Raw genomic sequence first — 24,685 nt, forward strand, 5'->3', positions numbered from 1 at the left:
TTGCGATACAGCAAGGGCCCCATGCGCCCTTCCATACTCTCAACCGCACAAGGATCAAACTTCATGAGCCTGGATATTTTCTGGTTCCTTCCCACCTCCGGCGACACCCGCTACCTGGGCCATTCCGGCAGCGGCCGGCCGGCGACCAACGCCTACATGCGCCAGATCGCCGTGGCTGCCGATCAGCTCGGCTACGATGGCCTGCTGATCCCCACCGGGGCCAGTTGCCTGGATCCCTGGGTGACCGCTGCCAGCCTGGTTCCGGTGACCCAGCGGATCAAGCTGCTGGTGGCGCTGCGCACGTCGCTGGGTAACCCCACGGCCTCGGCGCGCCAGGCCGCCAGCCTGGACCAGGCCAGCGGAGGCCGCCTGCTGCTCAACGTCGTGCCGGGCGGCGATGCCACCGAACTGCAAGCCGACGGTGTGTTCCTCACGCACGACGAGCGCTATGACGCCTCCGACGAATTCCTGACCATCTGGCGGCGTCTGCTCCAAGGCGAGACCGTCGACTTCGACGGCAAGCACTTGAAAGTACGTGGCGCCCAGAACTTCTTCGCCCCCGTGCAGCAACCGCACCCGCCGCTGTACTTCGGCGGTTCATCAGAGGCCGCCCACGAATTGGCGGCCAAACATGTGGACGCCTACCTGACCTGGGGCGAACCACCAGCTGCCGTGGCCGAGAAAATCGCCGACGTGCGCGCCCGTGCCGCCAGGCATGGGCGCAGCGTGCGCTTCGGCGTGCGCCTGCATGTGATCGTGCGAGAAACCAGCGAAGCCGCCTGGGCCGCCGCTGACGAGTTGATCAGTCACCTCGACGACGCCACCATCGCTGCCGCCCAGGCCAACTACGGCAAAATGGATTCCGAAGGCCAGCGGCGCATGGCCGCGTTGCATGGCGGCGACCGCAACAAGCTGGAAGTGGCCCCCAATCTGTGGGCCGGTGTCGGCCTGGTCCGTGGCGGTGCCGGCACCGCCTTGGTGGGCGATCCACAAACCGTCGCCGCACGCCTGCTCGAATACGCCGAGCTGGGTGTCGACAGCTTCGTACTCTCGGGCTACCCGCACCTGGAAGAAGCCTATCGCTTCGCCGAACTGGTGTTCCCATTGTTGCCGGGCAAGGGCAAGGTCACCGTCGAAGGCGCCTTCACCGGCGGCGCCTTCGACGTTCGCGCGGGCAAGGAGAAAGTCGCATGAAAGTCATCGACCTACGCTGTCGCCCGGCCTACCTGCACCCCTTCTTCGGCGGCGTGCCGGGCTCGCCCGAACACGCCGTGGCGCGCTGGCTCAACCGACGTGTCGGCACCCGCGGGCCGGACGATCACTTCGAGCGCTCGCTGACCCCGCAGGGTTTTCTCGCCGAAGTACGGGATGCCGGCCTGGACAAAGCCGTGGTGGTCGGCCGCCACACCCCGGGGCAACACCTGCCGAATGAACGCATCCGCGAAATCGTTCACGGCCACGACGAGTTGATCGGCATCGGCTCGGTAGAACCGGTGCTGCAGGGAATCGAAGGCGCCCTGGCGGAAATCGACCGGGCGATCGACCAACTGGGCCTGGCCGGCATCGACCTGGAGCCGGGTTTCGCCGAGCCGGCCCGACACCCCGACGACGCACTGTACTGGCCGATCTACGAACATCTGCAAAAGCGCGGTATCCCGCTGTTCCTGATGAGCGGGCCGACCACACCGGACCCGAGCTACAACGACCCGGCACGCCTGGCTGCTGTGGCTCGGGCATTCCCGGACCTGACGATCGTCGTTTACCACGGCTACTGGCCCAATGTGCAGCAGGCCCTCGGCGTTGCGTTCCGCTTTGAAAACATTCACCTGGTGCCGGACATGTACCTGTTCCAGCCGGGCAGCGAGGGTTACGTGCAGGCCGCCAACGGCTACCTGGCCGAGCAGTTGTTGTTTGGCTCTTCCTACACATTCCGCCCAATCCGCCAAAGTATCGAAGATGCCCTGCAACTGGGGCTCAAGGACGAGGTGCTGGAGAAGTTCTTCCACGGTAACGCGCGCAGGGTGTTAGGGCTGGCCTGAGCCGACGTTTTAGCATTTCCTGCGGTTCAAACCCTGCCGCAGGAAACCCGGGGAGTGCTCCAGCACTCCCCGGATCCATTCACCTACCCAGCCCATTTCCTTGTCCGTCGGCCAACGCAGCGCCATTGAGGTAATGGTCGCCAAGCAGTCGACGTTGAGTCAGCAATGCCGGCTCGGGGTTTTCCGGCAAGGGCCGCGGCAAGCTGCGACCGGCCAGTTCGAAGTAGACATGGCCGGCCAGGCGCGCCGCTTCGGCGGCGGCCAGGCGAAAAGCGATGGCGGCCGACTGGGACTCGTCGGCGTACGCCAACAAGGCATCGGCAGCGTCGATGCGGATGCGCAGTTCACCGACCGCGGCGATCACCAGGGCCTCATGACGAGCGCTCTGCGCACGCAGGTAGTCAAGCAGCGCCGCCTCGACATGACGGGCATGGGCCAGGTCGCTGCGGCCTTGAGAATGTAAGTTGGACATGCGCGATACCTCAGTTCCAGGAATGACGTTGCGGCTTGACGCCGTTGAGAAGCTGATTGCCGACCAAGTGATATTTCCAACGCACCGGATCGTGCAGGGTATGAGTCCGCGCATTACGCCAGAACCGATCCAGCCCCTGGCTGGCCGAGACGCTGCGGGTGCCGCCCAACTCCAACAGGCGGCTGGAAGCCTCCAGGGAAATCTCGGTGGACAGCACCTTGGCCTGGCCGACGATTACCGAGGCCTCGGCAACCCGTTCTTCGCTGGGCTCGGCGACAGCACGGTCGACCGCGTGCGCCGCGCGCCGCAGGATCGCTTCGGCCGCTTGCAGGCGCCAGGCCAACTCACCAATCAACGCTTGGCCGAGCGGGTCCTGCCAGCCGTGTTGCAACCCGCTGTCCACCCATGGACGCGCCTGGCGTGCCACGCGCAAGGTCTCGGCGAAGGCGCCACGGGCAATGCCGGTGTCCACCGCAGCCTGGATGATTTGTGAGATCGGGCCGTCAGAGGTGGGCTGGTCATAGGCCTTCCAGGCCGGCACCACGTCGCTCGCCGGCACCCGCACGCCTTCGATGCGCACCTGGCCGCTGGCGGTGATGCGCTGGCCGAAACCGTCCCAACTGTCGATCACTGTCAGGCCCGCCGCGTCCCGTGGAACGAGGGCGATATGGACGTGCCCCACCTCGTCCACCCCAGCGACCGGCACGATGTGGGCGAACAGCGCACCGGTGCAGTAGGCCTTCTCACCGTTGAGTACGGCGGTGTCGCCATCGAAGCGGATCTGCGTCTGGAAGGTGGTGACGTACTGGCTGCGCGCCTCGGAAAAGGCGTTGCCGAAGCGATAACCCTGCAGCACCTTGGCGTAGTAGCGGCGCTTCTGCTCCTCGCTGCCGGTCAGGCTGAGGTTGCTGAGCACGCCGAAGTGGTTCTGCGGCAACTGGCCGAGGGACGGGTCGGCAGCGGAAATGATCGCGATCACTTCACTGAGGGTGGCATAGGACACCTCGGCGCCACCGTAGGCCTTCGGCACGCGGATCGCCCACAACCCGCTCGCGGAAAAGCGTTCGAGTTCTTCCCAGGGCAGGCGCCGCTCGCGATCGCGCAGGGCAGCCTCGCGGGCGAAATCCTCGGCCAGGCGCTGTGCCACCTCGATGGCCTCGGCGTCACTACGGATGATGTGGGCCGGACTGCGTGGCGCCGGACGCGCCTGCCCAGGCTGATCGAAAGACGGTGAGTCGGTCATGTGCTACTCCATGCATAACGGGTTCACCCAGAGCTAAAGCACAGCCCGTACCAACCTTTAAAACGCTTTATATTCAATACCTTGAAGAAATATCCGAGTACGCTTGAAAGCCTCGGGAGCGGCAAACTGTCGATGGACTGTTGCCCAGCGAACAGTTGCGTCACACCCCATCAACGAGCCTTGCCACCCAGGTAGAAATGCTGGATGTCTTCCCGCGCTGCCAGCTCCGTGGCGTCGCCCTCACCCACCACCCGCCCGTTCTCCAGGATGTAGGCGTAGCTGGCATGGCGCAGGGCGACATTGATGTTCTGCTCGGCCACCAGAAAGCTCATGCCTTCCTGGGCATTGAGCTGCGCGACGATGGCAAAAATCTCCTCGACGAGGATCGGCGCCAGCCCCATCGAGGGTTCATCGAGCAGCACCAATCGAGGCTTGGTCATCAGGGCCCGGCCAAGGGCAAGCATCTGCTGCTCACCGCCCGAGGTCAGCCCGGCCTGGGTCTTGCGCTTGGTCTTCAGGCGTGGAAACCAGGCGTAGATACGCTCCAGATCCTGCTCCAGCTCCCGTCGTGTCGGCTTGCGCAGGAAACCACCGCTGCGCAGGTTGTCCTCGACAGTCAAGTGGGCGAATACATGTCGTCCCTCCAGCACATGGACGATGCCCTGGCGCGCCAGCAGATTGGCCGCAACCCCGGCGGTGTCCTGTCCCTGGAAGACAATCCGTCCACGGCTGACTTGCGCCCGATCGGCCTGGACCAACCCGGAGATGGCCTTGAGCGTGGTGCTCTTGCCGGCCCCGTTGGCGCCGAGCAGGGCGACGATGTCACCCTGTCCGACCCGCAGGGAAACCCCGGCCACGGCGAGGATCGCGCCGTCGTAGATCACTTCGATGTCTTGCACCGCCAGCAACTCTCTGTTTTCGGTGCCGGCAAGGGCCGCGTTGGTCATGATTCCCTACTCCTTGGGCGCGGTCGCGCCCGGTTGTGTTTCGATTTACCGAACCGAGTGCATGGCTACAGCGCCGCGCAATCGCGGGCGGTCACACCCTTCTCTTTCGCATATTCGGCGGCCTTGGCATCGATCAGTGGCCGCAACGTCGCGCGGTCGGCCTGGACCCAATCGGTGATCAGCTTCCACTGCTGGCCATCCCATTGCTGCACCTTCGCCGCGCCACCGCCCTCGTGGTCGCTGCATGACAGCTTCAGCGGCTGCATCAGCCCAAGAAAACCGATTTCCTTGAGGCGTGCATCGTTGAGGTCGAGGTGCTCCAGGCCCCAGCGGCCCTCCTCACCGTTGAGCGGACGATTGCCGAAATGCTTCTGCCCGGTGCGGATCGCCTCGACGGCAATGGCGGCGTTCACCAGGCCAGAGTTGTAGTAGACGCTGCCGAAGCTCTTCGGATCCTTGAGGTCGCTCTTGCCGGTATCGAGAATGTACTGGCGCAGGCGCTGGTGAATATCGAAGTCGGCGCCGCCCGGATAGGGCGTCAGTGCCAGGTAGCCCTTGCCTGCTTCACCGGCCGGCAGCACGTCTTCGTTGGAACTGGCCCAGATGTCGCCGACGATGCGCTCCACCGGGTAGCCGAACCTTGCGGCGGTCTTGATCGCCACCGGCGTGGACACGCCCCAGGTCCGCAGGAACACCCAATCCGGCTTGAGCTGGCGCACCTGGCGCCACTGCCCGGCCTGCTCATTACCTGGGTCTGCCACCGCGATCTGGATGTTCTCGAAGCCGTATTTCTGCGCCAGCAGCGCCAGTGGCCCCTGGGTTTCCCGGCCGTAGGCGGAGTCGTGGTAGACGGTGGCGATCTTCTTGCCCTTGAGCTTGTCCAGCCCGCCCTCGCGCTCGGCCACATAGTTGATGAACGCCGAGGCCTCGCTGTAGAACGTCAGCATGGCCGGGAAGTTATAGGGAAACACCCTGCCGTCGGTGGCTTCGGTGCGGCCATAGCCGAGGGTGATCAAGGGAATCCTGTCGGCGGCGGCCTTGTCCGCGAGGGCATAGGCCGCTGGCGCGCCATTCGGCTGGTAGACCGCCACCGGCGCGCCATTGAGGCCGTTCTTGAAGCGTTCGTAGCATTCGATGCCCTTCTCCGCCGTCCATTCGGTCTCGCACTCCTGCCAGACCAGCTTGACGCCATTGATCCCGCCTTCCACCTCATTGATGTAGCGCAGGTAGTCGATCATTCCGGCCCAGACTGGAATGCCGCTGGAGGCATAGGCGCCGACCCGGTAGGTGGCCAGGGGGAAGAACTGTTCGTTGGCCGCCTGGGCGGCCGGTACCAGCACCGCGCAGGCGCTGAGCGCCAGGCCAACGACGGCGAGACTACGTTTGAGGGTTGCATGCATGATTTTTTCTCGGCTTGAGTGCCCGACCGCGCCATGGCAGCCGGACGACAGTTATCGACGGCGGTTCATTATTCGCGGGCGCAATCACGCGCGGTGATGCCCTTCTCCTTGGCGTAGGCGGCAGACTTGGCTTCGATCAACGGGCGCAATGTGACGCGGTCGGCCTGGACCCAGTCAGTCACCAATACCCATTTCTCGCCATCCCATTGCTGCACGCGCGCCGCACCGCCGCCCTCATGGTCGGAGCAGGACAGTTTCAGCGGTGGCAGCAGGCCTTCAAAACCGCTGGCCTTGAGCCGCGCGGCATCGATGTCCAGGTGTTCGAAGCCCCAACGCGCTTCCTCGCCGTTGAGGGGGCGATTGCCGAACTTGGCCTGGGCCGTGCGCAGCGCCTCGACCGCAATGGCCGCATTGATCAGACCGATGTTGTAGTAGACCTTGCCGAAATAGCTGCGGTCCTTGAGGTCACTCTTGCCGGTATCGAGAATCGACTGGCGCAAGCGCTTGTGGATCTCGAAACCGTCGCCGCCCGGAAACGGCGCAAGGGCCTGGTAGCCCTTGGCGGCAGGGCCCGCCGGGATCACGTCGGCCTCGGAGCCGGCCCAGACATCGCCAATGATGCGGTCTACCGGGATGCCGAACCTCGCGGCGGTCTTGATCCCCACCGGGGTGGAGACGCCCCAGGTCCGCAGGAACACCCAGTCCGGCTTGATCTGCCGCACCTGGCGCCATTGCCCGGATTGTTCATTGCCGGGATCGGCCACCGGAATCTGGATGTTCTCGAAACCGTACTTCTGCGCCAGCAGGGTCATCGGTGCCTGGGTTTCCCGGCCATAGGCGGAGTCGTGGTAGACGGTGACGATCTTCTTGCCCTTGAGCTTGTCGAAACCGCCCTCGCGCTCGGCGATGTAGTTGATGCCCACCGAGGCCTGGCCGTAGTAATTGAGCAGTAGCGGGAAGGCATAGGGAAACACGCTGCCGTCGGTGGACTCGGTACGCCCGCCAGCGCCGTCGATCAGCGGGATCCGGTCCGCCGCGCCTTTCTCCATCAGCGCATAGGAGCCCGGCGTACTGTGGGTGAAGAAGAACGCTGTCGGCGCGCCGTCGAGCCCGCCCTTGTAGCGTTCATAGCACTCGACGATACGGTCGACGTTCCACTCGGTCTCGCACTCCTGCCAGACCAGCTTGACGCCGTTGATGCCGCCTTCCACTTCGTTGATATAACGGAAATAGTCGATTTCCCCCGCCCACCAGGGGATGCCGCTGGAGGCGTAGGCGCCGACCCGGTAAGTGGCCATGGGGATGAATTGCTGGTTGCTGGCAGCCTGGGTGATGGTCGGCAGCAGGGCCTGGACACCGGCCACGAAAAGGCTGGCGAACAGGAGGCGAGGCAAGGTTCTACGCATGGTCTGTACTTCTTGTGCAGTGTTGGAAACCTCCTTTCCCTGGGTCGGGTCAAGGTCTGTTGGGGCGTGGGTCGGCGCTCAGAACCGCAGCGGCCAGACCCTGATACGTTCGCGCAGGTCACCGAGCAGGCGGGCCAGCCCTTCCGGCTCCTTGATCAGGAACCAGATGATCAAGGCGCCGAAGAGCACTTTCTGCAGGTTCTGCAGTTGCCCGGCATCGACGTTGCCGTTGAACAACCATTGCCCGGCGTGGCTGAGCAGGATCGGCACCAGGCTGATGAAAGCCGCGCCGATGAAGCTGCCGGCGATGCTGCCCATGCCACCGATAATGATGATGAACAGAATCTGGAATGAGCGATTGATGTCGAAGCTGCCGGCACTGGCCGTGCCCAGGTAGGCGAAGGCCCAGAGCGCCCCGGCGATTCCCAGGTAGAACGAACTGACGGCAAAGGCCATACGCTTGTCGCGCTCGACGGCAATCCCGATCACCGCGGCAGCGGTGTCCATATCACGAATGGCCATCCAGTTGCGACCGACCTGGCTGCGCACCAGATTGACCGCCACCCAGGTCAACAGCACCACACAACCGAGGGTCAACAGGTAGCGACCGACCGGGGTGCTCAGGTCATGGCCGAACAACTCCAGGCGTGGCGCGCTGATGGTGCCGGACGAGGCGTAGTTGTAGAACCAGGGGAACTTGGCGAACACCCACTCCAGGAAGAACTGCGCGGCGAGCGTGGTGACCATCAGGTAGAAGCCCTTGATCCGCGAGCTGGGGATGCCGAACAGCAACCCGACCGACCCGGCGATCAGGCCGCCACCGAGCAGTGCCAGGGGTAACGGTAGGCCAGGCACCCGCAGCAAAAGGCCATAGGTGGCGAACGCCCCCACCGCCATGAAGCCGGCGGCGCCGACCGACGTCTGGCCGGTGTAACCGGTCAGCAGGTTCAAACCCAGGCCGGCCAGCGACAGCACCAGGAAAGGGATCAGGATCGCGTTGAGCCAATAGTCGTTGCCCAGCCATGGCAGACCGACAAAGGCCACCAGCAGCAACAGCAGCAGGCCCGGCCGCCAGCGCCGACGCACCAGGGTCAGCGGTGCTTCGTCGAAACTGGCAGTCAGGCGCGGAACAGTAGCGGTCATGGCGTCATACCCGTTCAATGATCCGGTCGCCGAACAGGCCGGACGGACGGATGTAGAGGAAGATCAAGGCGAGGAAGTAGGCGAACCAGGGCGTGATGCCTCCGCCGATCAGCGGGCCGATGTAAGCCTCGGCAAGGTTCTCGGCGGCCCCGACGATCAGCCCGCCGACAATGGCCCCGCCGATCGAGGTGAAACCGCCGATGATCAGCACCGGCAGCGCCTTGAGCACCACCAGCGAAAGCGAGAACTGCACGCCCTGGCGCGCGCCCCAGAGCAGCCCGGCGACCAGTCCGACCACCCCGGCCACGGCCCAGACGATCTGCCAGATGCGGTTGAGGTTGATGCCCAGCGACAGTGCCGCGCGAGTATCGTCGGCCACGGCGCGCAAGGCGACACCGATGCGGGTCTTGTTGAACAGCACGGCCAGCACCGCCACCGTCAGCGCGGACACTCCAGCGGCGATCAGGTCGAACTGGCTGACCATGATCTCGCCAACGAACAGCGGAACGTCCTCAATGCCCAGGTCCAACGCGCGCACCTGGGCACCCATCAGTCCTTGGGCCAGGCCTTCGATGATGAACGACAGGCCGAGGGTCGCCATGAACAAGGTAATCTGCGAGCGGTTGACCAACGGCCGCAACACCAGGCGCTCGATCAACAGCGCGCCGACAATCATCACCAATACCGTCAGGACCAACGCCAGGGCAAAGGACAGGCCCTGCTCACGCAAGCTGACAAAGGTCAGCGCGGCGAACAGCAGCATGGCGCCCTGGGCGAAATTGAACACGCCGCTGGCCTTGTAGATCAGCACGAAACCGATGGCCACCAGCGAATACAGAGTGCCGGCCAGCAGCCCGCCGATCAGGGTTTCCAGAAAGAAATTCATGAATGAGGCGCTCCCAGGTAGGCAGCGATCACCTCGGGATTGGCCTGGACTTCGGCCGGCGAGCCATCGCCGACCTTGCGTCCGTAGTCCAGCACCACCACATGGCTGGACAGGCCCATGACCACCTGGATGTCGTGCTCGATGAGAATCACCGTGGTGCCAAGATCACGATTGATGTCGGCGATGAAGCGGCTCATGTCCTGTTTCTCCTCGGCGTTCATGCCGGCCATCGGCTCGTCGAGCAACAGCAGCGTCGGCTGCGCGATCAGCGCCCGGCCCAGCTCCACGCGTTTCTGCAAGCCATAGGCCAGGCTGCCCACGGCGACGTCGCGCCAGGCCTGCAATTCGAGGAATTCCAGCACCCGCTCGGCCCGCTCGGCAAACGCCCGCGCCTCGCGCCGGGCACGCGGCAGGCCCAGGGCCTGTTCGAGAAAAAACGTTCGTTGGAAACGCGACAGACCGGTGAGCAGGTTGTCCACCACACTCATTTTCTTGAACAGCGCATTGTTCTGGAACGTCCGGCCGATGCCGAGCCTGGCCGCCTTCAGTGGATGCGGGCGGCGCAACGGTTCAGCGGCGAAGAACAATTGGCCGGCGTCGGCCCGGTAGACCCCGTTGAGAATGTTCAGCAGCGAACTCTTGCCCGCGCCGTTCGGCCCGATCAGCGCACAGATCTCGCCAAGCTTTACGCTGAACGAGAGGTCGGAAATCGCTTTCACGCCGCGGAACGACAGCGACACATTGCGCACCTCCAGCAGCGCACTCATGCCGCTCGCTCCAGGTACTCCTGCAACCACGATTGACGCGCCGGGCCGTGTAGCACCACGTCAGCGGGTGCGCTCGGCACCTCGATCCGACGCAGCCGCTGAAAGCCCAACAGGTGCCGCACCCGCGCCTTGAGCCAGCGGCGCAGGCCACGCCGTGGATCGTTCAAAGTCCATTCGCACAGGCGCCGCCGCCAACTGCCTGGAAGTGGCAGGCGAGCTTCGATTTCCGCGGCCAGCGATTCGACTCGCGCGGCGGACAGCAGCAAGGCGGTCGGGGCGATCTCGCAGCGATCGCGGCTGGCTGATTCGCGGTTTTCCGGAAACGCCAGGCCTTCGCCGCCCTCCAGCCAGCGACTGAACAAGTGGGCCAGGCCATCGCGCCATTCGGTGCCTTCATCGACCCACACCACCGCGTCCTCGGCGACCTGGGCCCAGCCCTGGCGTTGCGCTGTCGGCGCCTCAGTGACGAACAGCACCGACAGCGACTGCACCTGCCACAGGCCGCGACTCGCCACACTAACCTGGGCCGAATACAACCGCAGCGGCCAATCCTCATCCAGGCCGCACTGCAGCCAGTGCGACACGCTTTCGCGGCGCTGGACAAAAGCGAACGTCGGACGGATCAGGCGTAACTGGCGTTGTAGCGCCTCACCACGACTGTCGCGGTCGATCACCACGCTGTGTCCGCCCAATTGACGCGCCGCCAGTGCCAGGATCAGCAGGCTCGGTTCGAAGGCACCACTGAGCGCCAACCGCGCGCCAGGGGCAAAGCCTTGCTGGCGCAAGCCATCGCAGACACGCTCGACCTCGCGTTGCACATCGATCCAACGCCAGGCCTTCCAGAGGCCGAGGCGCCGATGGCGCAGGGCGATCTGCGTCGGTCGCTCCCTGGCCCAGCGTTGCAAGGCCGCCAGGGCGCTGTCAGTCACTCCGTCGGACAGTGGCGAATTGAGCTCAAAGACACTCATGGGCTTACTCCTCACCGGCCAAGGCCGGCTCAGCGAGGTGGGTGTGCCGGACCAGGCGCTTCAAGTCCCGGTAGCCAGCACCAGGGTGGTTGGCGGGCAGTCGCGGACCGTCGCCGAACAGCTTGTCGCGCAGCGTGCCTGGGCGGTATTCGGTCTTGTACGCACCGCGCCGTTGCAACTCGGGCACCAGCAGTTCAACCACATCGTGGAAGGTTTCATGGGCCAGGGCGTAAGCCAGGTTGAAGCCGTCCACGTCGGTGTCCTCGACCCAGGCCTGCAGCTCGTCGGCCACGGTTTGCGCACTGCCGACGATCAACGGGCCGAACCCGCCAATGCCGACCCAGTCGGCCAGTTCCTGGACGGTCCACTGCTTGTCCGGGTCGGCGGTAGAGAAGGTTTCCACCGCCGACTGGATGGCATTGGTATGGATGTGCTTGAGCACCTGGTCGGGCCGGTACTGACCGAAGTCGATGCCGGTCCAGCCGGAGATCAGCGCGAGCGCGCCCTCGTAGCTACTGTAGGATTTCAGTTCCCGCCACTTGGCCTGTGCCTTGGCGTCGGTCTCGTCGACGATCACCGTCTGCAAGTTGAAGATCAACACCTTGCGCGGATCGCGCCCGGCTTCGGCAGCGCGCCGGCGTATGTCGGCCACGGTCTTTTTCAGGATCACCTTGGACGGTGCGGCGACAAACACACATTCCGCATGGCCGGCGGCGAAGTCCTTACCACGACTCGACGCGCCCGCTTGGTAGAGCACCGGTGTGCGTTGCGGTGACGGCTCGCAAAGGTGGATGCCCGGCACCTGGAAATGCTTGCCCTGGTGACGGATCTCGTGGACCTTGCTCGGGTCGCTGAAAATCCCGCGCTCACGGTCGCGCACCACCGCACCCTCCTCCCAACTGCCTTCGAACAACTTGTAGAGCACTTCCAGGTATTCGTCGGCATAGTCATAGCGCGCATCGTGATCGCTCAGCGCCTTCTGCCCGAGGTTGCGCGCCCCGCTGTCGAGGTAAGAGGTGACGATGTTCCATCCGATGCGGCCCTTGGTCAGATGGTCCAGCGTGGACAAGCGACGGGCGAAGGGATAAGGGTGTTCGAAGGTCAGCGAGGCAGTGAGGCCAAAGCCCAGGTGTTCAGTCACCAATGCCATCGGCGTGATCAACGCCAACGGATCGTTGACCGGCACCTGGGTCGCCTGGCGGATGGCGGCATCGCCGTTGCCGCCGAGCACATCGTAGATACCGATCACATCGGCGATGAAGATGCCGTCGAACTTGCCGCGCTCCAGCAGCTTGGCCAGGTCAGTCCAGTAATCCAGGTCCTTGTACTGCCAGGCGCGATCCTTGGGATGCCTCCAGAGACCGGGCGACTGGTGACCGACACAGTTCATCTCAAAGGCATTCAAACGAATTTCACGTGGCATGGGAACTCCTGCTCGATAGATTCAGCACCACTTCCCGGTGCTTCTCATTGCTCTATCAACACGATTCGTGCCAAGTAATAATTCTTTTATTTACAAACAGTTAGACATGCATCCAGGCAGTGGAAATGCCTGCATGGGGACAACCTTGTTGATCAACTGTCTGGTGGCAGACAGTGTGCAGCCAATTCGTACAAGAAGCTCCTCACGCCTATACCGAAATTCCTCAAAGATTTAACTTGACGCATCAGATTACGACCATCATATTCAGCCAGAATATTATGACCATCATGTTATTGACGAGACGTTACAGCGTGATGCTCACCCCAGCAACGCCGCGGGCCGCAGACTCAGGTTGAGGCACGCCATCCACCAGCGCAGGAAATGACGTATGGAAGCCCGGACTTCATTGGCGATTGCCGATACACAACCCCACGCCTCCACCCAACCCTTGACCGGTAAAGTCGTGGCACTGCTTGCCGGTCTCGCGGCGATCAGCATGCTCTCCACCAACATCATCCTTCCGGCGTTTGCGGACATCGGTGAAGATCTGGGCGTGACCGCTCGCGAACTCGGCCTGACGCTGTCCAGCTTCTTCATCACCTTCGCCTTGGGCCAACTGGTGGTCGGGCCACTGGCCGACCGCTACGGGCGCCAGAAGCTGGTGCTGGGCGGCCTCTCGGTATTCGTTGTAGGCACCGTCATCGCCGGTCTTGCCAGCACGCTCGACGTATTGATCGCCGGACGCGTCGTGCAGGCGCTGGGCGTATGCGCAGCCTCGGTGCTGTCGCGCGCCATCGCTCGGGATCTGTTCGAAGGCGAGACGCTCGCCCGCGCCCTGTCACTGACTATGATCGCCACTGCCGCGGCGCCTGGCTTTTCGCCGCTGGCCGGCAGCGTCCTGTCCGTCACGCTCGGCTGGCGTGCCGTCTTCATCCTGGTCGGGCTGGCCGCCGTTGTACTGGCCTTTTTCTACGTGCGTGACCTGGGAGAAACCCATCCCGCCGATCGCCGGGCGCCGCACTCGGCCAAGAGCGTGGTCCTCGCCTATCGCCGATTGGCGCTGGATAAGCGCTTCATCCTCCCTGCCCTTTCAATGAGCCTGCTGATGAGTGGCTTGTTCGCATCGTTCGCGGCGGCACCTGCTATCCTGATGAAAGGTATCGGCCTGACGTCGGTGCAGACCGGCCTGTATTTCGCCTCTACGGTATTCGTCGTGTTCGCAGCCGGCATGGCGGCTCCGCGCCTGGCGCATCGTCATGGTGCCCGGATCATCACACTGCTGGGCATTGCCTGCGCCATGACCGGCGGAGGCCTGCTTCTCGTCGGTCCGGCCGCGCCTGGTCTTGGGTGGTATGCCCTCTCGATGATCACCTTTTTGTGGGGCATGGGCCTGGCCAATCCGCTGGGCACGGCAATCACCATGGGACCTTTCGGCAAAGAAGCCGGCATGGCCTCCGCACTGCTGGGGTTTCTCTCCATGGGTGCGGCAGCGCTGACCACCTGGCTGGCCTCGGTCTTGAGCTTCGCGCCGGTCACGACGTTGGGCGGGATCCAGGCGACGGCCTGCCTGGTGGCACTGGTATTGTTTCTCTTGCGGGGCAGCCGTTGAAGATGGCCGTTGTACTCCGAGCGTTACACGCTCCGATCAATACACGGGCCAGGTTTCGACAATTTTCCCACCGCGCACGGCCAGCAAATCGCCAAATTGCAGCAGCACGGATTCCGTCTGTGTCGGCCGCAAAAACACCTGGTCTTCCACATCCAGCCCTACGGCGGGTGAGCCGTTGACCATTTCCTGGTTGGAACTGCGACCATAGAGCTCGTTGCTTTGAAGCCCCGAAGGGGACTCGAACTCGGCCATCCAGTTGCCGCCATAGATAAAGAATGTCGCGCGCTGATTAGGGTCCCACCAAGAGAACAATCGGGACTTGTCATCCAGGGCTGGAAAATTCACGGCTCCAGTACTCTTTAGCACTGGCGTTGCGATGAAGGCCGCCGGCACATGCTCGGCCAGCGATGGCAGGTCGTAATGGGTCGGTTTGAGAAACGCCGTTCCCACCGAGACCTCGCTGCTCAAGCGTTCCTGCTCATGCATGCGGTAGCTGGGGCTGCCAGCGGTATTGAGCGTGAGCCCTTCGTGCCAAAGCGTCGGGAAACGCTCCCGTAGGTGGCGCACATGAGCGTTGTAGATGACCATCACCTTGTCGAACAACGCCTGGGACGAACCGAGGACCTTGGGCACACCCATACCAACAAACGGGTCATACCCCATGAAACCGGCGAATTCGAGATGCTGCGGATGGGCACTGATCAGTGTCAGCATCTCGCCGAGCACCGTTTGGTCAGCGACCCCGCCGCGATGCAGGCCGACATCCAGCTCGATATTGACCCGCATCCGGATGCCCAGGCCTTGCGCCAATGCCAGGTAATCCATCAGTCGCTGGGGCGTATCGAGCAGCCATTGCAGTTGCCTGGAAGGGTCGAAGGTTCCCTTGTGGGTTTGGTAAAACACCTCCGCCGAGCGCACCGGTAAAGGTTTGCCGAGCAAGATATCAGCCTCGGGAAAGGTCACTGCATCGTGATTGAGGAACGGCTGATGAAACGACATCAGCCGCCGGGTATCGGTACGTTTGGCGATGTAGGCCAACAGCCCCGGGGATGGCAGGGATTTTTCCACCAGGCGCAAGTGTTTACCGGCGCGTGTGACGGATTGCATGACCACATTGATGTTGTGATCGAGCAGGTCGAGGTCGATGAGCATCACCGGTCGCATCGGCCCATGGGTCTTCAGCTCCTGGTTCAGCGCGCGGAAATACTCGTTGTAAGGGCTGCCCCGATCACTCGGCCGCAACAGCACCCCCGCCCCGACCATCAATGCCCCCACTCCCGCGGTGCCGAGCATAAAGGTTCTACGATTCATCAGGACGCTCCCTCGGCGTGCGCAGTCAAGTTGCACGTTACGGCAGCAGCATCAGGCTGTTGAGGCTATGGGCGGTCAGAAAGGGGACTTTGGCGGCCATGCTTTGCCAAGCCCGCAACCACAGCGGCGCCCCCAGAACTTACAAATACCCAACTGAACTATCTCGCAGTTGCGCTCGCACAGGTTTCTTGTAAAAAACACGCGCGATTACATACACCCGGGATAGTTTTTCGTCCCACTCCAGAAATGAATGAAAGATTAAATCTCCCACAGCAGTTGACAGCTCAATGGACGCGTTGGTAATTTCACCGCACTGCCAATTATTCCCGCAGTGTTTAGCCAAGACTGGGATGTCTAAGAATGTACTATCACCTTTCTGCTATCAGTTCCTCCCACAGCTATCCCGATAGCTGCTCCCCGGCCATTCTGGCCATCTTCAAAAGCAATATCTGGCGTCGCTAATCCAGCGAAGACCGGAGCCTGTCTGCTGCCTGCCAGCAACGCCCTGATCTTTCCCCACTGAACTCGAAGACGCTCGCGCCTTGTGCCCTGCGCATCGCCTGGCAGCAATCCATTGCAAGCCTGGTAATGCGCGCGACATGAACAGCGTCCGTCCCGAATATTCAGAATATCCGTCAACACGTATTTAAAGTGCCTGCGCGCTTTATATTCCCGTGGTGCTCTCTTAATGGAGCGCCTGAACCGTTGCACCTTTAAAATGGCATTAACCATGAATAGAAATTTAATTGCCGTGAATGTTCTTCATCACGAGGAACGGCGACCTACGGATGCACTTGGCATATATGCAAATGCACTGGAACAATTGGGTCGCGAATCTGTTTTCATTCTTGAATCACTGTCCGGTCCAAGCCGTGATCGCCGAGCGACGATCATCGGGCTCGAGCCGCTTTTCGAAGTGTGCATCAACGAGGGCCAGGCACAGCTACGAGGCGGCGTTGCCCTGTGCGAACACTTGTCCGCCAGCCTGCGGCAAGCGGGCGTGCAGGTTGACCAGGCATACACGATCCATCTACCCGACAGTGAGGCGGCATGGAACCTGCTCCGGGCTATCCAGGCAACGTTCCAGCCGGCGCCCAATGCGCCCTCCAGCCTGGCCTTCTTCGGCTATTTCTCTTACGACTGCGTTCGCCTGATCGAGCGGCTTCCCGACCTGGCCAAACAGACCTACGACTACCCGCTCATTGCCCTGTCGGTCTATCAGACGCTGGTTTATTTCCACAGCAATGGCATTGTCGAAACCCTGATCAACAACCACGACCTCTGGACGCCCCGCACGTTGGAGGACTACCCCTTCCTGAGCACAACCCCGGTGCGCGAGGCGCTGGACCCGCCATCGTATCCCGAGGCGTTCGAGGAAGAGCGCACAGTGACCCCGGAGCAGTTCGTCGAGCGTGTCGAGGTGGCGATGGAGCACATCCGCGCCGGTGACGTCTACCAGATCCAGCTCGGCCATGAGGTTCGCATCCGCTCGCAGGTTTCGCCGTTCGCTGTGTACCAGCACCTGCGCCTTCGCAACCCCTCCCCCTACATGTACCTGGCCCACTTAGGTGGCATCGATCTGATCGGCGCCAGTCCCGAGCTGTTCGTCAGGATCAAGGACGACTTGATAGAAATGCGCCCGATCGCCGGCACCGTCGGCAAGAAACCTGGCGTCGATCCGGCTCAGCTGGTCCTGGAACTGACCCGCTCGGAAAAGGAGCGCGCCGAACACCTGATGCTCATCGACCTGTGTCGCAACGACATTGGTCGCGTGTGCCAGGCCGGCTCGCTGGAGGTCGATGAATTCATGCTGGTGGAAGAGTACTCGCACCTCTATCACATGGTGTCCAACGTTCGTGGCCTGCTGCGCCCGGGCCTGGATGCCTACGACGTGATCAAGGCCTCGTTCCCCGCGGGAACCATGTCCGGCGCGCCTAAGGTCAGGGCAATGGAACTGATCGAGGGGATGGAAAGCAACCGCCGGGGCATTTATGCCGGGGCCCTTGGCCTGGTCGGTTTCGATGGCAGCGTCAACACCGCGTTGTGCATTCGCTCAACGGTCTTCGACGAGGGTACGTACCACTTGCGGGCATCCGCCGGCGTGGTGGCCGATTCGGTGCCCGAACTGGAGTGGAAAGAGACGCTGTACAAGATGGGTTCCGTCTACCGGGCAGTGACCGGCCAGGAGATCGCACTGTGAAAGTATTCCTGATCGATGCCTACGACAGCTTCGTCTTTATCATCAGCCAATACCTGGAACAACTGGGGCTGGAAACCCGCGTCGAGCGCCATGACGTGCCGGATCTCATCCAGCGCATCGAAGCATTCTCGCCGGACTTCTGCGTGCTGGGCCCAGGGCCTGGACATCCGGCCGACGTGGGCTACATCCAAGTGATCGAGCACTTTCAGGAGACCCTGCCGCTGCTGGGTGTGTGTCTGGGTCACCAGGCCATCGGCCTGGCCTTCGGTGCCCAGGTTTGCCGGGCCCTGCACGTGATGCACGGCAAGGTGAGTACGATCGAGAACGACGGCAAGGGCGTCTATGCCCACACCCAGGCACGCCCGATACAGGCCACCCGTTATCACTCGCTGATGATCAGCGACCAGCCATTACCCGACTGCCTGCAGATCACCTCGAGATCCACGGACGACGGCTATGTGATGGGTGTACGCCATCGTCACCTGCCGGTGGAGGGAGTGCAGTTCCACCCTGAAAGCATCCTGACCGAAAACGGCCTGGACCTGTTCCGCAGTTTCATCCGCTGTTACGTGCACAAGTGACCCCACCAGGAAGGGGCATGCGCCCCTTCTCCAACCATTGACTCGCCGGCTGACGGGAGCCAGGAATGAGCACGATGGGTTGCTGCGACGCTCCATCCTCAGGAATATCCTGATGGCATATTCAACTCAGCGATGGCAAGCTTGCGACCGGCAATACAGGCCCGTGTGCAGTTGGGCAGCACGTTCATATCCGATGCTGGCTGCCATTCACCTCGGGTACCCATCACCTGTCACTCAACTGAACAAGGATGTCGGCATGAAAATCTCCCTTGGTATCGTCACCCTCGCCGGGTGCCTGTCCACCTTTTCTGTCTCGGCCGCAGGTCCGAGCCACAGCGATCTGTTCAAGGCCCTGGCGCAGTGCCAGGCCAGTGCGCAGCAAGTGAGCGAGTTCAATGGCCTGGTCGACGCTGAACAACTGACGCTCCCCAAGGATGAAGCCCACAGCCCGTGGGGCGGTGGCGCCTGGCAAGCCACCCCGGCGCTGACGGTGCACGGCGTGTCGTCGACCACCTTGGTGATGACCGACCGCTTCAGCTTCTTTCTCCAGGCCAAAAGCAGCAACCCGAAGGCCGATGCGCAGAAGCTCGCCAGCACCCTGAAACTGGAAAAGACGTTGGATACCGACGGCTATGTTGACTACCAGCGCGACCTCGGCAACGGCGCGACCCTGCGCGTGGTCTCCACGGAAAACAAGGACAGCGACCTCTATGTGGGTTGCAGCTATGAGCAGGATGCTTCCTGAGGCCTGGCGATACCCTCTCCCGAGAATACCTAAGAACCAAGTCGTTAATGCCCGGGCATCGGACTGTTTGGGCGTTTTACCTCGCGTTGTTGCCTTACCGAGTCAGGGTTGGCAATGCGGTTCGATTGAGGCCCGCCAGACGTACGCAATAACAGGCCGATTTCCTGCGCGCTGACCGCCTTGCTGAAAAAATATCCCTGGATTTCATCGCAGCCATTTTCACGCAGGAAGTCTTGCTGCTCTCGGGTTTCGACACCTTCGGCAATGACCTTGAGGTTCAGTTTGTGCCCCAACGAAATCACCGCGGTGGCAATGGCCTTGTCGTTCTCGTTGTCGGGCAGATCGCGCACGAAAGACTGGTCGATCTTGAGTCTGGCGATCGGGAAGCTTTTCAATGCGGCGAGACTGGAGTAACCGGTGCCGAAATCGTCGATCGAGAGGCTGATCCCCATTGCTTGCAGTGCCTTCATTTTGCTGATGGCTTGCTGAAGGTCCTGCATGATCAGGCTTTCGGTCAATTCCAGCTCAAGGTACATCGGGTCCAGTCCACTTTCTTGCAAGGCATGCTTCACCCGGTCGATCAGGTCCCTTTCGATGAACTGGCGGGCGGAGATGTTCACCGACACGGTGATCGGCGGCCAGCCGGCGTCCTGCCACGCCTTGTTCTGTCTGCAAGCGGTACGAATCACCCAGTCGCCGATGGGCACGATCAACCCGGTATCTTCGGCCTGGGGAATGAATTTGATCGGAGACACCATGCCCAGATCGGGGTGTTGCCAACGGATCAACGCCTCTACGCCGATGATCCGGCCTGACTGCAAATCCACCTGGGGCTGGTACAACAGCAGGAATTCATCATTGTTGAGTGCGCTTCGAAGCCCGTCTTGCATGGCGAGCTTGCCCTGGACCTTGTTATTCATCTCGCTCGTATAGAACTGAAAACTGTTGCGCCCCAGTTCCTTGGCCCGGTACATGGCGGCGTCTGCATTGCTGAGCAACGTGTCGGTATCGCTGCCGTCGGCCGGGTAAGTGGCCAGCCCCATGCTGCAGGTGACGTGGAGTGTATGGCCGGCGAGCTGAATCGGCCGCAGGATGGCTTCCTGGATTTTATGCAGGACTGGCGTCACACCGTCGAGATCCGAGGGCTGGTCGAACAGGATGATCACAAACTCGTCGCCTCCCAGTCGCACGACGGTATCGGTACGACGTACACACTCCAGCATGCGCTGGGCGACGGTTTTCAACAGTTCGTCCCCGGCACTGTGTCCAAGGCTGTCATTCACCAGTTTGAACTTATCCAGGTCGAGAAATACCACCGTCACCAGCCGGTTGTAGCGCTGGGCATAAAGCATCGCCTGCTTGAGACGGTCTTCGAGCAGGGTGCGATTCGGCAGCCCGGTCAGTGCGTCATGGTCGCCCATATAGCGAATGCGCTTCTCGGTCAGTTGGCGTTCTATCGCAATGCCGGCAAGCGGTGTCGCCATGTCGATCAATTGCGTCTCGGCCGGGCTGGGGCTGCGTACGGTGTTGGCATACAAGGCAAAGGTACCCAGGACCTTTCGCTCATGGGACAGGATCGGCGTCGACCAGCAGGCGCGAAACCCATAGGGTTCGGCGAGTGAGCGGTACGCTTCCCACAATGGATCCTGCTGGATGTCCGTGACGATGACCGGTTCTCGTCGATACGCCGAGGTGCCGCATGAACCGACGTTCGGACCGATCTCGACCCCGTCGATAAGCTGGCTATAGGATTTTGGCAAGCTGGGCGCCGCCCCGTGCAGCAGGTGCTTGCCCTCCTCATCCAGCACCAGGATGGACACCTTCATGCCCTCCAACTGGGACTCGACCAGGTGAGCCAGACTGTCGAGCACTTCTGCAAGCTCGGTGCTCCTGGCGATCATTTCCAGGACATGACCTTGTCCGGCACGGACAATGGCTTCTTGCTCCAAGCGGTCGTTTTGCACGGCGAGCCGTTCCGTGGCGATACTCAATTGAGCCGTTCTTTTTTCCAATTGAAGTCGATCTTCGAGGAATTGATTCACCGCGCGCGCCATGTTGCCGATCTCGTCCTTGCCATGGTCCGCCATCATCAGATGAGTCTTGTCAGCGTGTTCCTGGCGCAATTGCCGGCTTATTTCATTCAGGCGCACGAGCACATGGCGACCCATGAAGACCCGGGTCACGAACCAGGCGAATACCAGGCTGGCGCCCAACATGATCAGCACCCATTGCTGGCTGCGATTCGAGGCCTCGACCAGGCGCTGCACGGCCTGGCGATAGTCTTCGGTGTAGGCACTCGATTGCGCCCTGGCCACCGCGACCAGCCTCCCCGCTTCGTTCTTCAGTTGCTCATTGAAGCGCTGCATGACGTTATGCTGATTGATGAGCGTCTGGCGCAGGGCGAAGAGATCGGGCATCGCCACATCAGCATCAGGCAACTTGCCTGAGGTGCGTGACAGTCCCTCGTATCGGATCCGCAGCCGTTGCACGGCCTCGCTGTCAGCCGCTTGCGGCAGATCGAAAAGCATCATCGCCAGTTCCAGGTTGGCCCGGGTCTGGGTCGCGGTGAGCCGGGCGGTTTGATCCTTGAGGGCCTGCTCGAAGGTGACCTCGGTTTGCAGCAGGCTTTCTCGCAGTTGCGCAACGATGTTGGCGGTATTGCGGAACATCTGACTCGACTGATGCATGTCGAGTATCGCCACGCCACTGTTGGCGGCAGTCAGTTGCTGCACCAGTTGATCGAGGGCTTCAAGCTGCTCGACGGTCGCCGCATAGCTTGAACGCAGGATGTCGGGGGAACGGCTCGTCAGAAACTGGTCGGTCTGGCGTTCGATCAGCAAAGTGCGCTGCGCCATGTCTTGCCCATCTTGCATGCGGACCAGTCGTTCATCCGTCAACTGGCGAGTGGCGCTGTTTGAGGTGCGCAACGCATAGACCGCAGTGGCGCCCCCTGCCAGGATCAGCAGCGCCAGCGTCAGGAACGCCAGAGTGAACTGTGCCCGCAGCGATTGCGGCAATAGCGGGCGTCCAAGTCGGAAATTCATGTCCAACGTCAAGGATTCCATTGGTGGCGATAGATGTCTCGATAGCCATTGTCAGGATCGTAGTGAAATTTTTTCCCGCCATCGAAGGCCATATTGTCGGCATTGACCAAGTGAATCGGCGCCACGAAGCCGCTCACCGGCTGGCCTGCGAACAAGCGGTTCAATTCATCCATCACTTGCCAGCCATGCAGGTTGAGCGGTTCGGCCACGGTAACGGTCTGGTAGGTTTTTGCCTGTATGCGCAAGAAAGCCGAAGCGCTGCCGTCACCGGCAGACAACAGACTGATGCCGTCACTGGGTATGGCGGCGTTGGTCAACGAGGCAATCGAGTAGTCGAAATAGATGTCGTTGATGGCCAGCGTGTGGGTCCAGCGCTTGCCATAGCGCTGAAGCAACTCCTTGGTGATCGCTGGCATCTTCTCGCCACTCTCGGAGATCGCGACATCGCGCACCTCCAGCAACGTACATTCTCGGCAGGCCCGGATGACGTCCTCCATGGCCCTGGCTTTCGCCATGGCAATGCTGTACTTGGAGTCGGTCAGGATGACCACGCCGGCGCGTCCGCTCGACTGCGCCACCGCCGCCATGGCCGTGAGGCGGGCCACTTCAAGCGGGTCAGTGGTGACGTTCATGGCCACCGGCGTGCCGTCGATCGGCCCGGGGCGTACTCCGGCGTGCCAACCAACCACCGGCACTTCCTGGTTGGCGAACAGAAGCAGCGCCGCATTGTTCTCAAGGGCATCGGAGCCGCACAGAATGAGGCCGTCGGGCTTCGCTGCCAGGGCATCGGCAAAGGCCTTCGCGCGCCCAGCCGATGATCCGGCGCCATCGAATATCTTCAGCGTCCAGCCCAACGCGTTGGCAGCCTCCCGAGCGCCCTGCGCGACACCGACGATGCCTCCGTTACGCAAATCTTCTGCGACGAGCGCGATGCTCTTGCCCCGCTGGGCTTGCGGGCCGGACTCTGGGCCGTTCCAACGAACGGCGCCGAGGGAGGCCCTGGAAACGATTTCCTGTGCTTGAGTCACCGTGACCTTGTCGTTCTCGGCATCCGTTGCGGTTGACAGGTTCTGGCCGTATCCGGAAGTTGCCGTGAAAAGACAGGCTACCGTTATGCAAGCCATCCCCAGTAGCCAGGGACTCAGTAATCTGGGCCTGATCAAACAGGTGGGGTCACCGCATGTGATGCCGGATCTGGGGCCGGTAACGCGATCATAGTCTGGCATGACGTCCCTTTTTGCCGAGAATGCAGTGTTCCCAAAGGATAGTCGGTTCTGCTGCCATCAGGTCCTTTGTGGGTAAAAGGGCAATGCCAGTGATAAAAAATGGATTTCAGAAGGATCAAGAAAAAACGGGGCAGCCCCATCAATGATTCAACCCATCGAATTACTGCACAGGGTGCAGCTATGCCTTGCATGACCAAGGTATTATCCATGCAAAGGTCTGCAATCATTCTCCAGCGACACACATTTTCGAATCCTGAGGAGTTGCTGGAATGGTCACGGTCATTGGTTTTTCTTCCACGGGTGGGCCGCAGGTTCTAGAGGTCAAACAGGACGGTCATGCTGCGCCCGGCTTCGGTGAGGTGTGGCTCCAACAGCATGCCATCGGCATCAACTACCTCGACGTCACCCAGCGCAACGGCGCGGTTCCCGTCGCCCTGCCTTCGGGGTTGGGTCTGGAGGGGGCCGGGCTGGTCACTGCGGTAGGACCAGGTGTCACTCACGTCAAGGTCGGTGATCGCGTGGCGTATGCCACCGGCCCGCTGGGTGCCTACGCGAGTGGCCGCTTGGTTCCGGCCGGGAAACTGGTACCACTTCCTGCATCGATCAGCTTCCAGGATGCTGCCGCCGTACTGTTCAAGGGCATCACCGCCCAGTACCTGCTCAAGAGCACTTATCCCGTGGGGCCGGGAACGGTCATGGTGTTGTATGGCGTCGCCGGTGGTGTCGGCGCAATCATGGCCAAGTGGGCCAAGCATCTGGGCGCTTTCGTGATCGGAGTCGTCTCTCGTGCGCAAAGCGTCGAGAAGGCGCGGGCTCTGGGCTGCGATGAAGTCCTGGTTTTCGATGCCCAGACGTTGGCGCAGGAGGTGGCTCGCATCACCGACGGCAAGAAGGCCGATGTGGTTTACGACCCGATTGGGCGAGTCTCGTTCGCAGCATCGCTCGATTGCCTGCGCCCGCGCGGGCTGATGGTGTCTTTCGGCGCATCGTCAGGTGCGCCACAAGCGATCGAAGTGGGCATGCTCAACGCCAAGGGTTCGCTATTCCTCACCCGCCCCTCGATTGCCGCCCACACCAGTAGCGTCGAGGAGTACCAGGCGCGCGCCAATGACGTATTGGCCGCGCTCCAGGCCGGAATCATCGAACCCGCCGTCTGGAAAACCTACAAGCTGGAGGACGTCGCACAAGCCCACGCGGATCTGGAAAGCGGCCGCGCTTCAGGTACTCTGCTGCTCATTCCCTGAAATGTCCTTGAGTATGCCTCAGAGGTTGTGG

At 61.9% G+C, this 24,685-nt stretch carries 20 protein-coding genes; 7 read left to right on the forward strand and 13 right to left on the reverse strand.

Annotated features, from left to right (window positions below; genetic code table 11):
• The first annotated feature begins 63 nt into the window (after nucleotides 1-63).
• Entirely contained in the window at nucleotides 64-1,194 is a 1,131-nt protein-coding gene (gene ssuD, locus DTP52_RS10295) for an FMNH2-dependent alkanesulfonate monooxygenase (protein ID WP_109753260.1), read from the forward strand.
• Entirely contained in the window at nucleotides 1,191-2,039 is an 849-nt protein-coding gene (locus DTP52_RS10300; protein WP_109753261.1) for an amidohydrolase family protein, read from the forward strand. The genes ssuD and DTP52_RS10300 overlap by 4 nt, the downstream gene beginning before the upstream one ends.
• A gap of 79 nt (nucleotides 2,040-2,118) precedes the next feature.
• Here DTP52_RS10300 and DTP52_RS10305 read toward each other — a convergent pair whose 3' ends face one another.
• The 10 genes from DTP52_RS10305 to DTP52_RS10350 form a co-directional block, all read right to left on the reverse strand.
• The gene (locus DTP52_RS10305) at nucleotides 2,119-2,511 is read right to left on the reverse strand and encodes a hypothetical protein (RefSeq protein ID WP_109753262.1); all 393 of its coding nucleotides are present in this window, start codon (nucleotides 2,509-2,511) and stop codon (nucleotides 2,119-2,121) included.
• Nucleotides 2,512-2,521: 10 nt separating this feature from the next.
• Nucleotides 2,522-3,754: an SfnB family sulfur acquisition oxidoreductase gene (locus DTP52_RS10310; RefSeq protein ID WP_109753263.1), complete on the reverse strand. Its 1,233-nt coding sequence runs from the start codon at nucleotides 3,752-3,754 to the stop codon at nucleotides 2,522-2,524.
• 170 nt (nucleotides 3,755-3,924) lie between these two features.
• The gene (locus DTP52_RS10315) at nucleotides 3,925-4,701 is read right to left on the reverse strand and encodes an ABC transporter ATP-binding protein (RefSeq protein WP_109753264.1); all 777 of its coding nucleotides are present in this window, start codon (nucleotides 4,699-4,701) and stop codon (nucleotides 3,925-3,927) included.
• 65 nt (nucleotides 4,702-4,766) lie between these two features.
• A complete protein-coding gene (locus DTP52_RS10320; protein WP_109753265.1) occupies nucleotides 4,767-6,101 on the reverse strand; it encodes an ABC transporter substrate-binding protein in 1,335 nt (444 codons plus the stop codon).
• Between the two features lie 68 nt (nucleotides 6,102-6,169).
• Nucleotides 6,170-7,507, reverse strand: a complete 1,338-nt coding sequence (locus tag DTP52_RS10325) for an ABC transporter substrate-binding protein (protein WP_109753266.1) — start codon at nucleotides 7,505-7,507, stop codon at nucleotides 6,170-6,172.
• A 78-nt stretch (nucleotides 7,508-7,585) separates the two neighbouring features.
• Nucleotides 7,586-8,650: a branched-chain amino acid ABC transporter permease gene (locus tag DTP52_RS10330; RefSeq protein ID WP_109753267.1), complete on the reverse strand. Its 1,065-nt coding sequence runs from the start codon at nucleotides 8,648-8,650 to the stop codon at nucleotides 7,586-7,588.
• Nucleotides 8,651-8,654: 4 nt separating this feature from the next.
• Nucleotides 8,655-9,536, reverse strand: a complete 882-nt coding sequence (locus tag DTP52_RS10335; RefSeq protein WP_109753268.1) for a branched-chain amino acid ABC transporter permease — start codon at nucleotides 9,534-9,536, stop codon at nucleotides 8,655-8,657.
• Nucleotides 9,533-10,303: an ABC transporter ATP-binding protein gene (locus DTP52_RS10340; protein ID WP_109753269.1), complete on the reverse strand. Its 771-nt coding sequence runs from the start codon at nucleotides 10,301-10,303 to the stop codon at nucleotides 9,533-9,535. The genes DTP52_RS10335 and DTP52_RS10340 overlap by 4 nt, the downstream gene beginning before the upstream one ends.
• Entirely contained in the window at nucleotides 10,300-11,271 is a 972-nt protein-coding gene (locus tag DTP52_RS10345; protein ID WP_109753270.1) for an AMP-binding protein, read from the reverse strand. The genes DTP52_RS10340 and DTP52_RS10345 overlap by 4 nt, the downstream gene beginning before the upstream one ends.
• A 4-nt stretch (nucleotides 11,272-11,275) precedes the next feature.
• A complete protein-coding gene (locus DTP52_RS10350) occupies nucleotides 11,276-12,694 on the reverse strand; it encodes an LLM class flavin-dependent oxidoreductase (protein WP_109753271.1) in 1,419 nt (472 codons plus the stop codon).
• Between the two features lie 388 nt (nucleotides 12,695-13,082).
• Between DTP52_RS10350 and DTP52_RS10355 the strand changes: the two genes are divergently transcribed.
• A complete protein-coding gene (locus tag DTP52_RS10355) occupies nucleotides 13,083-14,303 on the forward strand; it encodes a multidrug effflux MFS transporter (protein ID WP_109753272.1) in 1,221 nt (406 codons plus the stop codon).
• A 36-nt stretch (nucleotides 14,304-14,339) separates the two neighbouring features.
• Here DTP52_RS10355 and DTP52_RS10360 read toward each other — a convergent pair whose 3' ends face one another.
• Nucleotides 14,340-15,545 (reverse strand): DSD1 family PLP-dependent enzyme, encoded by a 1,206-nt coding sequence (locus DTP52_RS10360; RefSeq protein ID WP_178082479.1) that lies wholly within the window; start codon nucleotides 15,543-15,545, stop codon nucleotides 14,340-14,342.
• A 799-nt stretch (nucleotides 15,546-16,344) separates the two neighbouring features.
• On the opposite strand from DTP52_RS10360, the gene DTP52_RS10365 reads away from it, so the two are divergent.
• The 3 genes from DTP52_RS10365 (at nucleotide 16,345) to DTP52_RS10375 (ending at nucleotide 19,140) form a co-directional block, all read left to right on the forward strand.
• On the forward strand, nucleotides 16,345-17,814 hold the full coding sequence (locus DTP52_RS10365) for an anthranilate synthase component I family protein (protein ID WP_109753274.1): 1,470 nt from the start codon (nucleotides 16,345-16,347) through the stop codon (nucleotides 17,812-17,814).
• Nucleotides 17,811-18,395, forward strand: coding sequence for an aminodeoxychorismate/anthranilate synthase component II (locus tag DTP52_RS10370; protein WP_109753275.1), 585 nt, complete (start codon nucleotides 17,811-17,813; stop codon nucleotides 18,393-18,395). Before DTP52_RS10365 ends, DTP52_RS10370 begins: the two co-directional genes overlap by 4 nt.
• Nucleotides 18,396-18,651: 256 nt before the next feature.
• A complete protein-coding gene (locus DTP52_RS10375) occupies nucleotides 18,652-19,140 on the forward strand; it encodes a hypothetical protein (RefSeq protein WP_109753276.1) in 489 nt (162 codons plus the stop codon).
• Nucleotides 19,141-19,184: 44 nt separating this feature from the next.
• Here DTP52_RS10375 and DTP52_RS10380 read toward each other — a convergent pair whose 3' ends face one another.
• Together DTP52_RS10380 and DTP52_RS10385 are read right to left on the reverse strand one after the other, a co-directional pair.
• Nucleotides 19,185-22,205, reverse strand: a complete 3,021-nt coding sequence (locus DTP52_RS10380) for an EAL domain-containing protein (protein ID WP_109753277.1) — start codon at nucleotides 22,203-22,205, stop codon at nucleotides 19,185-19,187.
• Nucleotides 22,193-23,212 (reverse strand): substrate-binding domain-containing protein, encoded by a 1,020-nt coding sequence (locus tag DTP52_RS10385; RefSeq protein WP_109753278.1) that lies wholly within the window; start codon nucleotides 23,210-23,212, stop codon nucleotides 22,193-22,195. The genes DTP52_RS10380 and DTP52_RS10385 overlap by 13 nt, the downstream gene beginning before the upstream one ends.
• Before the next feature lie 467 nt (nucleotides 23,213-23,679).
• Here DTP52_RS10385 and DTP52_RS10390 point away from each other — a divergent pair, with 467 nt between their 5' ends.
• Nucleotides 23,680-24,654 (forward strand): quinone oxidoreductase, encoded by a 975-nt coding sequence (locus tag DTP52_RS10390; protein ID WP_109753279.1) that lies wholly within the window; start codon nucleotides 23,680-23,682, stop codon nucleotides 24,652-24,654.
• Nucleotides 24,655-24,685: the final 31 nt, after the last annotated feature.

The sequence above is a fragment of the Pseudomonas sp. 43mfcvi1.1 genome, assembly GCF_900115935.1.
GTDB classification, from domain to species: domain Bacteria; phylum Pseudomonadota; class Gammaproteobacteria; order Pseudomonadales; family Pseudomonadaceae; genus Aquipseudomonas; species Aquipseudomonas bijieensis.

Bases quoted from the DNA above. Each gene is read 5' to 3' on its own strand.
- ssuD (WP_109753260.1), top strand. From the start codon at position 64: ATGAGCCTGGATATTTTCTGGTTCCTTCCCACCTCCGGCGACACCCGC.
- DTP52_RS10315 (WP_109753264.1), bottom strand. From the start codon at position 4,701: ATGACCAACGCGGCCCTTGCCGGCACCGAAAACAGAGAGTTGCTGGCG.
- DTP52_RS10345 (WP_109753270.1), bottom strand. From the start codon at position 11,271: ATGAGTGTCTTTGAGCTCAATTCGCCACTGTCCGACGGAGTGACTGAC.
- DTP52_RS10310 (WP_109753263.1), bottom strand. From the start codon at position 3,754: ATGACCGACTCACCGTCTTTCGATCAGCCTGGGCAGGCGCGTCCGGCG.
- DTP52_RS10380 (WP_109753277.1), bottom strand. From the start codon at position 22,205: ATGGAATCCTTGACGTTGGACATGAATTTCCGACTTGGACGCCCGCTA.
- DTP52_RS10300 (WP_109753261.1), top strand. From the start codon at position 1,191: ATGAAAGTCATCGACCTACGCTGTCGCCCGGCCTACCTGCACCCCTTC.
- DTP52_RS10365 (WP_109753274.1), top strand. From the start codon at position 16,345: ATGAATAGAAATTTAATTGCCGTGAATGTTCTTCATCACGAGGAACGG.
- DTP52_RS10340 (WP_109753269.1), bottom strand. From the start codon at position 10,303: ATGAGTGCGCTGCTGGAGGTGCGCAATGTGTCGCTGTCGTTCCGCGGC.
- DTP52_RS10305 (WP_109753262.1), bottom strand. From the start codon at position 2,511: ATGTCCAACTTACATTCTCAAGGCCGCAGCGACCTGGCCCATGCCCGT.
- DTP52_RS10375 (WP_109753276.1), top strand. From the start codon at position 18,652: ATGAAAATCTCCCTTGGTATCGTCACCCTCGCCGGGTGCCTGTCCACC.
- DTP52_RS10330 (WP_109753267.1), bottom strand. From the start codon at position 8,650: ATGACCGCTACTGTTCCGCGCCTGACTGCCAGTTTCGACGAAGCACCG.
- DTP52_RS10325 (WP_109753266.1), bottom strand. From the start codon at position 7,507: ATGCGTAGAACCTTGCCTCGCCTCCTGTTCGCCAGCCTTTTCGTGGCC.
- DTP52_RS10390 (WP_109753279.1), top strand. From the start codon at position 23,680: ATGGTCACGGTCATTGGTTTTTCTTCCACGGGTGGGCCGCAGGTTCTA.
- DTP52_RS10355 (WP_109753272.1), top strand. From the start codon at position 13,083: ATGGAAGCCCGGACTTCATTGGCGATTGCCGATACACAACCCCACGCC.
- DTP52_RS10350 (WP_109753271.1), bottom strand. From the start codon at position 12,694: ATGCCACGTGAAATTCGTTTGAATGCCTTTGAGATGAACTGTGTCGGT.
- DTP52_RS10320 (WP_109753265.1), bottom strand. From the start codon at position 6,101: ATGCATGCAACCCTCAAACGTAGTCTCGCCGTCGTTGGCCTGGCGCTC.
- DTP52_RS10335 (WP_109753268.1), bottom strand. From the start codon at position 9,536: ATGAATTTCTTTCTGGAAACCCTGATCGGCGGGCTGCTGGCCGGCACT.